Annotated in this window: 10 protein-coding genes; 3 read left to right on the forward strand and 7 right to left on the reverse strand. The window is 38.6% G+C overall.

The genetic code is table 11. The features are described from left to right. Both GX437_01095 and GX437_01100 read right to left on the reverse strand, forming a co-directional pair. Positions 1 to 209 (reverse strand): hypothetical protein (locus GX437_01095; GenBank protein ID NLJ06242.1); only part of this gene is annotated, 209 nt, incomplete at its 3' end. A 1-nt stretch (position 210) separates the two neighbouring features. Beyond that, complete coding sequence (locus tag GX437_01100) at positions 211 to 813, reverse strand: hypothetical protein (GenBank protein ID NLJ06243.1); 603 nt, start codon at positions 811 to 813, stop codon at positions 211 to 213. Between the two features lie 115 nt (positions 814 to 928). Between GX437_01100 and GX437_01105 the strand changes: the two genes are divergently transcribed. Both GX437_01105 and purB read left to right on the forward strand, forming a co-directional pair. Continuing rightward, positions 929 to 1798, forward strand: coding sequence for a DUF3078 domain-containing protein (locus GX437_01105; GenBank protein NLJ06244.1), 870 nt, complete (start codon positions 929 to 931; stop codon positions 1796 to 1798). 94 nt (positions 1799 to 1892) lie between these two features. Then, on the forward strand, positions 1893 to 3251 hold the full coding sequence (gene purB / locus GX437_01110; GenBank protein NLJ06245.1) for an adenylosuccinate lyase: 1359 nt from the start codon (positions 1893 to 1895) through the stop codon (positions 3249 to 3251). On the opposite strand, the gene GX437_01115 is transcribed toward purB, so the two are convergent. The 5 genes from GX437_01115 to GX437_01135 form a co-directional block, all read right to left on the reverse strand. Beyond that, positions 3229 to 4206 (reverse strand): hypothetical protein, encoded by a 978-nt coding sequence (locus GX437_01115; GenBank protein NLJ06246.1) that lies wholly within the window; start codon positions 4204 to 4206, stop codon positions 3229 to 3231. The two genes, purB and GX437_01115, sit on opposite strands and share 23 nt — an antisense overlap. Next, positions 4206 to 5672 (reverse strand): MBOAT family protein, encoded by a 1467-nt coding sequence (locus GX437_01120; GenBank protein ID NLJ06247.1) that lies wholly within the window; start codon positions 5670 to 5672, stop codon positions 4206 to 4208. The genes GX437_01115 and GX437_01120 overlap by 1 nt, the downstream gene beginning before the upstream one ends. 227 nt (positions 5673 to 5899) lie before the next feature. Further along, complete coding sequence (locus tag GX437_01125) at positions 5900 to 6442, reverse strand: DUF4468 domain-containing protein (protein ID NLJ06248.1); 543 nt, start codon at positions 6440 to 6442, stop codon at positions 5900 to 5902. Further along, a complete protein-coding gene (locus GX437_01130; GenBank protein NLJ06249.1) occupies positions 6435 to 6791 on the reverse strand; it encodes a hypothetical protein in 357 nt (118 codons plus the stop codon). The genes GX437_01125 and GX437_01130 overlap by 8 nt, the downstream gene beginning before the upstream one ends. A gap of 25 nt (positions 6792 to 6816) precedes the next feature. After that, complete coding sequence (locus GX437_01135; GenBank protein ID NLJ06250.1) at positions 6817 to 8211, reverse strand: citrate transporter; 1395 nt, start codon at positions 8209 to 8211, stop codon at positions 6817 to 6819. Between the two features lie 231 nt (positions 8212 to 8442). Here GX437_01135 and GX437_01140 point away from each other — a divergent pair. Then, on the forward strand, positions 8443 to 9035 hold a 593-nt coding region (locus GX437_01140; GenBank protein ID NLJ06251.1), incomplete at its 3' end, for a hypothetical protein.

Below are 9035 nucleotides of genomic sequence, written 5' to 3' on the forward strand. Positions count from 1 at the left end.
GAATAATTCCCCGAATGCACATTGGTAAATTCCTTTTTTACAGAACTTACGCCAAGGCCTGATAGCAACATATTGGGGGTTATCCAGTGATCAGGTTCTTCATAATTCCCTGTTTTTGTCCAGTTTTCAAAATTTCCATTCGGTATTTCCTGAGAAAATACTGAGAAGAAAATACCGGTTAAAGCCAAAAATGATACAAGTGCTTTCATCTTATTCAATAAAATTTAATTTTTCAATGACAGGGTCAAGTTTATGTCTGGCATGAAGCCGGTGAGCAACATACATAGCTGCATCAAACAAAAGCAAAAAACTTCCCTGAAACATCAGGGCAGTGCCGTAGCCGGCCAGTTTACCGTCAGTGTCGTGCTGAGCAGCCCTTTCATTCAGGTAAAGACCTGCAAAAATATAGGCCACATCCAGCCCTGTATTAAGCAGAAAAAGTTTTTCAGTCTGATGCTGTTTTCTGATGATCTGCTGAAAAGTATAATCGTGCTTTTTGTTCATACCGGATGAAACAATCGATACCGATGCCAGTCCAAGATTGACCACGTTCCAGTAAACATTTCCCTGCCAAAGATAATGCAAAGCCGACAAAGTTGTCTTTGACTGAAAATATACCCCTGTACCTATATTCATCACCGACCAACCTGCCAGCGTAAACATACCAAAACGGTTAATCCGGCTGTATTCATGATAATATTCATCAGGAAACGATTGATATTCCGGCAGTGATTGAAACATTCCGGCAGAAAAAACTCTGTCGTCAGCATTAAATGAATAATCCCTGAGCTGTGCCTTAGAAAATAAGCTCATGAACATTATTATCGTAAAAAGGCAGATTATTTTAAATAAATTCATCAGACAAAGGTAATAAATTTTACAAAAATCAACTTTCAGATTACCTTTGAGCTTCATAAGATGATTTCAAATGAAAAAAACAGCCATCATTTTATTATCGCTTTTCACCGTTACAGGATTAAAAGCCGAAAAACCCGATTCATTAAAATATTGGAAAACAGGTGGAATGGGGTCTTTGCTATTTTCACAACTTTCCCTGACCAACTGGGCAGCAGGAGGACAAAACTCCATTTCGTTTAATAGTTTTTTTAACCTTTTCTCTAATTATAAAAAAGAGAAAACCACGTGGGACAATACTTTCGATATTGCCTACGGAATTACAAAACAAAACGGTCTGCCATCCCGCAAAGCTGACGACAGAATAGAATTAAATTCGAAATATGGCCAATATGCCTTTAAACACTGGTATTATTCAGGATTATTGCAACTCAAATCGCAGATGGCTTACGGATACAAATATCCAAACGACTCTGTCAGAATTTCTTCCTTTATGGCTCCGGGCTATCTGTCGGTGGCTATTGGTATGGACTTCAAGCCTTCTGCAAAATTTACCCTTTTCATTTCCCCGCTTACTGGTAAGGGAACCTTTGTCATCGACACTTTTTTATCCAATAAAGGGCTTTTTGGGGTGGATGCCGGAAAAAAGTTCCGGGGCGAATTTGGCGGATTTATCAAATCCATGTTTAAATATGAAATCACAAAAAACATTACCTTTCAGACCAAGATCGACCTTTTCAGCAATTATCTCAAAGAACCCCAGGCCATTGACGTGAACTGGGAAACCATGACTGCTTTTAAACTTGGAAAATACATCTCAGCCAACCTCAACACCCTGCTGATTTACGATAAAGACATTATGATCAAAGATGAAAACGGGATTGAAAAAGACCGTGTTCAGCTGAAGGAGCTTTTCGGCCTGGGGTTTTCTTACAAGTTTTAGGTTTAACGAAGAAGGTGGCTGAAAAACAAGCCCTGATATAAATGTTGTATCTTTGCAAACTTATTTTTCGTTTTATACGGTTTAATAATAATCTATGAAAGAATTCAGGTTGCTGGCCATTTCTCCTGTTGACGGAAGATATGCAGGCAAAGTGGTCGAATTACAGGCTTTTTTCTCGGAATTTGCCCTGATAAAATACAGGATTTTTGTCGAGATTGAGTATTTTATTGCACTGTGTAATTTTCTGGATGAGTTATCTGGCTTTAATAAAAAAGATTTTCCGGTTCTCAGAAAAATCCATGAAGAATTCAGTCTTCAGGATGCCATGCGGATAAAGGAAATTGAGACGGTTACCAACCATGATGTCAAAGCAGTAGAATATTTTCTGAAAGAAAAATTTGAACAACACAACTGGAAAAGTTTTAAAGAATATATCCACTTCGGGCTCACCAGCCAGGATATCAATAACACGGCAGTTCCCCTCCTGCTGAAAGATTTTACTTTTCAGTTTTATATGCCCACACTGACCAATATTATCAATGAGTTGGAAAGCCGTGCCAGAGAATGGCAACTGGTACCCATGCTGGCACGTACACACGGTCAGCCGGCCAGCCCTACCCTTCTGGGCAAAGAAATAATGGTTTTTGTTGAAAGGCTTAACGAACAGCTCAGACAACTTTCCCACCTGCCTTTCAAAGCTAAATTCGGAGGAGCAACCGGCAATTTTAACGCTCATTTTGCTGCATTTCCCGATAGCGACTGGATTAATTTCGCCAACAACCTTCTAAAAAAATTTGGTCTTGAACGCCAGCAATATACTACCCAGATAGAACATTACGACAATCTGTCTTCTTTGTTTGACAACCTGAAGAGAATCAACACCATACTGATAGACTTTTGCCGCGATGTCTGGCTGTATATTTCCTTTGATTATTTTACGCAAAAAATCGTTTCCAGCGAAGTCGGGTCATCGGCCATGCCTCACAAAGTCAATCCGATAGATTTTGAAAATGCCGAAGGGAACCTTGGTGCCGCCAACGCCATGTTCAACTTTTTGTCTGAAAAATTACCGGTCAGCCGTCTCCAACGCGACCTCACCGACAGTACTGTTTCGCGGAATATCGGGGTTCCGTTGGCTCACACCATTATCGCTTTTAAATCAATTGAAAAAGGATTATCAAGGCTTCAGCTGAATGCAGAAAAAATAAAACAAGACCTTGAAAATAACTGGATAGTGGTTTCGGAAGCTATTCAGACCGTATTACGTAAGGCGGGCTATCCTCACCCTTATGAAGCTTTGAAATCACTAACCCGTAAACATCAGAAACCGGGGAAGGCCGAACTCCATCAGTTCATTGATTCCCTTGATATTGACGATGAGCTGAAAGCCTATCTTAAAAGTATCACTCCGTTTAATTATACAGGAAAAATTATCGATTTTTCAGAACGGTAGTGCCAAGCATCCGGCTAAAAACTTTTGCTCCCTGATTATTCAGGTGGTCTGCATTAAAGAAATATTCATTTCTGCCTTTAAAATAGTCGCTGAAATCGTAAAATTCAACATTTTTTTCTGAAGCTAAAAGTTTTTTAATCAACATATCACTTTCTTTCCTGACTTCTTCCGGTATCAATTCGTTATAATATTGACATACAGGCATATAAATCATTATGACCTGTATATTTTTTTCCGAAGCTGACTGAATTAATTGCTGAAGAAATCTGAAATTTTTTTTGATTATTTTCCTGTCAGAATGCTGTAAAATCCTCTTTAATGTGGTTTCTGCATCTCTTTTTAATTCCGCAGCATTCATTTTTCCTATCGCTAAACGCTGCCCGTCATCCATCAGATATTGCCCCTCTCCTCCCGATGTTGGTGCTTGTTCCCGCTTATACACTCTGATTTCTTTTTTCTCTATATCTCTGTCTATCAAGTCATTAAAAAATCTTCCCCTGTTCAGCCAAAAAACAGAAGCATTGAGCCAGAACTGAAAATCGAATCCCCTGCGTGGCCAGATACCCAAAGAGAAAAAATAATCTTTTACAAAATAAGGAGACGAATTCTGCTCATCATAGCGGAATATAAAAGGATCAATTGCCAGAACGATAACCTTGATTCTTTCAAGTTTTGGCAAATATTTTTTTATTGTCTGACTGGTGAAATACAAATCCTGAGCACTATATGCCAGATTAAATGAGGGAATATTTAGTTGTGAAGGATCAATTCCCTTTTCTGCATGGGAGTGTCCGGTGATAAGGCAAACCGTCTTATCAGCTTTTTTTTCAAAACAGGCATATTTCAAAGGTAAATCGGAGTGACCAGGATAAATCTGACGGGCTGTCATTTCTAAAACCAACAGAAAGGTAATTGGTATCAGACTGAAAATCAATATTTTTTTCCAATAACTCATCAAAACTGAAAATAAATGAATTCAATATTGCCAAAATATCCTGTCATAAAAATAAAAGCCAGCAACAGATAGAAAAATCCCCAGCGAAGCCAAATCTTTTTGCCGGAAAGAAAGCTTTCAGGACTAATGTTTTTTCCGCTGTTTTCGAAAAAAATCAGCAATGCCAAACCAGCTAAACCTCCCATAAAATATTGTTGCATCGGAATTTCCGGAAACGTAGCAGCTCCCCATTCTGAAAATATACCCTTAATCATCCATATTGCCTCCTTCAGATTGTCTGCCCTGAAAAAGATAAAGGCAAATACCACGAAAGAGAATGTCAACATTCTTGATAAAATCGTATAAATATTTGATTTTCTGTTTATCCCGATTTTTTTCAGAAATTTAATCCTTATTTTTTTGGTTGAAAATTCAATGATTAAGCAGAGCCCGTGCAGTAAACCCCAAATTACAAAAGTATAATCGGCTCCATGCCACAAACCGGTTAGGAAGAAGGTAAACAGAATGGTAACAGAATACACCATCACATTATTCAGGAAGGAATATCCGTTCAACCACTTCCACTTTGAGACCTTCCATGCCAAAGGAAGGAATACATAATCACGGAACCACGAAGACAGGGAAATATGCCATCTTTTCCAGAAATCAGAAACTGAAACAGCTGAAAAAGGAAGGTTAAAATTCTGGATCAGCCTTATACCCAAAAGTCTTGCACTCCCGACTGCCATGTCGCTATATGCTGAAAAATCACAATAAATCTGAATGGTAAAAAGGACAGCTGCCACCAGGTAATGAAAACCATTATAAATTGAAGGATTCTGAAAGACTTCATTAACCCACATCGACAGGTTATCGGCAATAACAACTTTTTTAAAAAGTCCGTAAATCAGGTATTTCACTCCTGCAGAAACATCAGCCATGTTAATGATTGTCTGAGATTTTTTTAACTGAGGAATGAGTCTGGAGGCTCTTTCAATCGGGCCGGCTACGAGTTGAGGGAAAAAAGATATAAACAGTGCGAAATGTCCGAAATGTTTTTCAGCGGTTAATTGCCTGCGATACACATCGATCAGGTAAGCAAGTGCCTGAAAAGTATAAAATGAAATTCCGACCGGAAGCAGGATATTCAAAGAATGGCTGACTTTAATAATTTTCAGGTCTGATAGGATAGTCTGAAAAAATCCGGCATATTTAAAAACAGCGAGAATGCTCAGATTTACAAGAATTCCGACCCAAAGCCAGCATTTTCGCCATGGTTGGCGGTTTTCTTTTTCAACCAACCGGGCAGTTAAGTAAACAATAAGCGTAGTAAGCAGAATCAGGAGTAAAAAAGCAGGTTCCCAACAGGCATAAAAGAAGTAACTCGCTACGAGCAACAACATCCAGCGGTACCTGACAGGAAGGCTGTAGAAAAGAATAACAACTACCGGTAGAAAGACGAAATATGATAATGTATTGAAAAGCACGGGCGAATTTAAAGCGGCAAATTTATACCAATTTGAATGAGTAATTAGTCTGATCAGTTAGTGAGATACGAGTTCAGGTTGATGATTTAAGTATTCCGCATTTATACTGCCTACTGAGGACTGCCTGGTGCATATTCTCATTTTCCGCCTTCCATATTCCGCTTCCCGCATTTATACTGCATACTGAGGACTGCCTGGTGCCTACTTATTTATATGCCTGTCAGAAACTACCAGTCGTTGTCCTTTTTCTGAGTGCCGGTTTGCATGTAAGATTTAAGATTATCAATTATTTTCGTGATTTCGGCATTCAGGTTTGCATAGCGTTCCAGTGCATTTTCCTTTTTACATTTGTTGGGATCCATCCAGACTTCGATACCGGGAGAAGTACTTCCCTGATAAGACCGGAAATTGCGGAAAACATATTTATAACGTCCGTCTTTTACATAAATCTCGATGTTGTAGTCGATGACCACATCCACCACCTTGTTTTTCTTTTCCATTCTGAAAAGGGTAATCCTGTCTTTTAAACGGATAAGTCCTTCGTCCTGATTTTTTTCAGTGATTTTTGAAGCTCCTGCTGTAAAATAAGAATTGATCCATTCAATGGCCCTTGCGTATAACTGATCTTTTGTCAATCCGCTTTGCTGTACTACTTCTTCATAAACGACAGCTTTCTGATCTTCCTGGTAAGGAACACCCCATTCGTTTTGTGCTTTCAGGCTGAAAACCAGCACCATATTACACACAATAACGAAAAGAATTCTATTCATTTTCCGCATGCAACTGTTTTTTGATTTCCGCTAACTGCTGCAAAAATTTAACCGAACAAGCCTTTAACATTTCAGCCACTTCATTCACCCTGTCAAAATCCCTGACATTAGCTGCTTCTTCAATTTTATGGCATAAAGTGTTTAACTCAGTATCGTGAAAAATAAAGGCATAACTTTCCCGTATATGAACAGCATAATAGCTTATTTCCCAGTGATTCTGGTTTTCCACATGCGTCATCAGCTGAGAAAATTTTAGTGGAAATTGTTTTTCAGTTTCATCAACAACTTTCGCAAAATCGGAATCTTTCAACTGGGCAAATTTCTCCCTTGCTTTTTGATAATCAATCATTTATTTTAAAGACTAAAAGATTTATTTATTTAACTTCCCCGGCTTTCAGTTGCTCTTTGACAATGCTGTCGGCCTGTGCATCGAGTTTGACTTTACAGTTTTCAACCGGACAGTTGATAGCAGGCTCTTTGTGGTAGCGGTTGCTACCCGGGTGCCAGCCAAATAAAATCAGGAGGGCAAAGAAGCCGATAATATAACCGATAGCCACATGCCAGCCTTTGCGAAGCCACAACATCACATTACGTCCTTCAGGAAATTTATTGGTAATGGCTACCCCTGCCGAAGAGCCAAACCAGATCATTGATCCGCCAAATCCAACTGTATAAGCGAGCATGCCCCAATCGTAATGTCCCTGATCGATACAGATTTTTGTCAGCGGGATATTGTCAAATACAGAAGAAACAAAACCCAGAATGAAAGCCGACATCCAGGAGGCATCGGGCAATGTTTCAACAGGCATGAGTGAGGCAGAGGTTACCAGACAAAGAAGGAAAATAGTTCCTTTAATGGCATTTTTGGTTTCATTAAACGGTAACTTTTTGAAAATAGCGCCAATAAGAAGAGCTACCCAAACGCCAAGAGCAGGCATATCGTAAAAATAATTTGCCAGAATAGCACCAACCAGTATTAAACCGACAATGGCTACCCTTCCCCAGTCCACTTTGGCTCCTACCGAGGCATCTTTCTGAATACGTTGGTGCTTGTCTTGCTGAAAAGAAGCAAACCATGCAAAAAACAGGAAAGCGAATCCGGCAGCAATGAATGCATGCAATACTTCAATTGGATTCGTTCCGGCTATCCACATCATGGTAGTGGTTGTATCGCCAACCACACTGCCGGATCCCCCTGCATTGCTGGCAGCCACAATAGCAGCCAGATAACCAATATGTACTTTTTTATGAAAGACCACCAGAGCAATGGTACCGCCAATCAATGCGGCTGCAATATTGTCGAGAAAAGTGGAAAGGATAAATACAAATATCAGCAATACAAAAGGGCCTTTCCAGTCATCAGGAAGATAATTGGGTAAAATGTCGGGAACACCGCTTTCTTCAAACAATTTGGCCAGAATCGCAAAGCCCAGCAATAAACCCAGCAGGTTTAACAAAATTCCCCATTCTCCTGATCTGCTTTCCTTGTCTATCAGTTGTTCAGCAAATGGTGTTTGTCCGATAAAATGTTCAACAAAATTGAAGTGAGTCGTAAAAATGAATTTGTATAACAATATGACAATCAAACCTATCAAAGCTACCCAAAAGGTTTTATCATGAAAAATGGCTACGCCAATCAATACCAGAGCAAATAAAATGAATTCAATCCTGATATTTCCGATCGATGGGCCGGTGCCAACCGAACCTGAGGCAAATGATAAAACAGGTAAAAGTGTGAACATAAGGATTCCACTGAAAATAGTCAGCATCATTACCACTTTCTTATTCAGAAAATTTTTAGGGATAAACATTATTTTATTTTTCATAGCTACAATTTTTGTCAGCGGCAAATGTAAAGAGTTTTAATTTCAGGCTAAAAAAAATAAAAAATTATTTTATACTGATTATCAAAGCATTAAGCTTTTATTTTTTTGAAATAATCTTTCAGATATTCATCGGGGACAAGTAAATTTGCACCGGATTTTTTTAATAGCGAATTAATGACAAACACGTTTGGATATTGGTGGAATCAGTTGGTTTACGGAAGGTACAGCAGTAAATTCAATGAATACTGTCAGCGAAAAGATATTCCCACTCCATACCGTCTATGTTTTGCTGAAGATCCTATCGACCATGTTCACGAAATACTGAACCTGAATGAAAAAATACCTGTTTTTCATACTTCAGTTGAAATTCTCTTCGAAAAGCAAAAATTTTCCATATCAAGGAAAAAACTGATTATTACTTACGGTCAGCCCCATTCCTATTCTGTGATGAAAATAGGGGAATACGACCTGAATGCCTTTTGTTACAAAAAAATATTCAAAGGAAAAAAGGTTAAGTGTATCTATTTCTTTTACAATGATAAATTTTTCATGGGGCAATACACTTTTTCAGAATATTCTCCCCATTTGATTCAGGAAATTTCAAGCCTTTTTATTGAGAAATTTCAGGTGCCGGAAGCCAAAGATCATGTTTCATTCTATCTGGAAGATGATTACAACCACAGATTTATGATTCAGGATACCGGATTTTCTGTTAATTGCAAGTTTGTCTCACTTGCCAATGAAAATATTATCAAGCCGCTGATTGA

The organism is Sphingobacteriales bacterium, from assembly GCA_012517435.1.
Taxonomy (GTDB): domain Bacteria; phylum Bacteroidota; class Bacteroidia; order CAILMK01; family JAAYUY01; genus JAAYUY01.

Bases quoted from the DNA above. Each gene is read 5' to 3' on its own strand.
- purB (NLJ06245.1), top strand. From the start codon at position 1,893: ATGAAAGAATTCAGGTTGCTGGCCATTTCTCCTGTTGACGGAAGATAT.
- GX437_01105 (NLJ06244.1), top strand. From the start codon at position 929: ATGAAAAAAACAGCCATCATTTTATTATCGCTTTTCACCGTTACAGGA.
- GX437_01115 (NLJ06246.1), bottom strand. From the start codon at position 4,206: ATGAGTTATTGGAAAAAAATATTGATTTTCAGTCTGATACCAATTACC.
- GX437_01125 (NLJ06248.1), bottom strand. From the start codon at position 6,442: ATGAATAGAATTCTTTTCGTTATTGTGTGTAATATGGTGCTGGTTTTC.
- GX437_01130 (NLJ06249.1), bottom strand. From the start codon at position 6,791: ATGATTGATTATCAAAAAGCAAGGGAGAAATTTGCCCAGTTGAAAGAT.
- GX437_01100 (NLJ06243.1), bottom strand. From the start codon at position 813: ATGAGCTTATTTTCTAAGGCACAGCTCAGGGATTATTCATTTAATGCT.
- GX437_01135 (NLJ06250.1), bottom strand. From the start codon at position 8,211: ATGCTGACTATTTTCAGTGGAATCCTTATGTTCACACTTTTACCTGTT.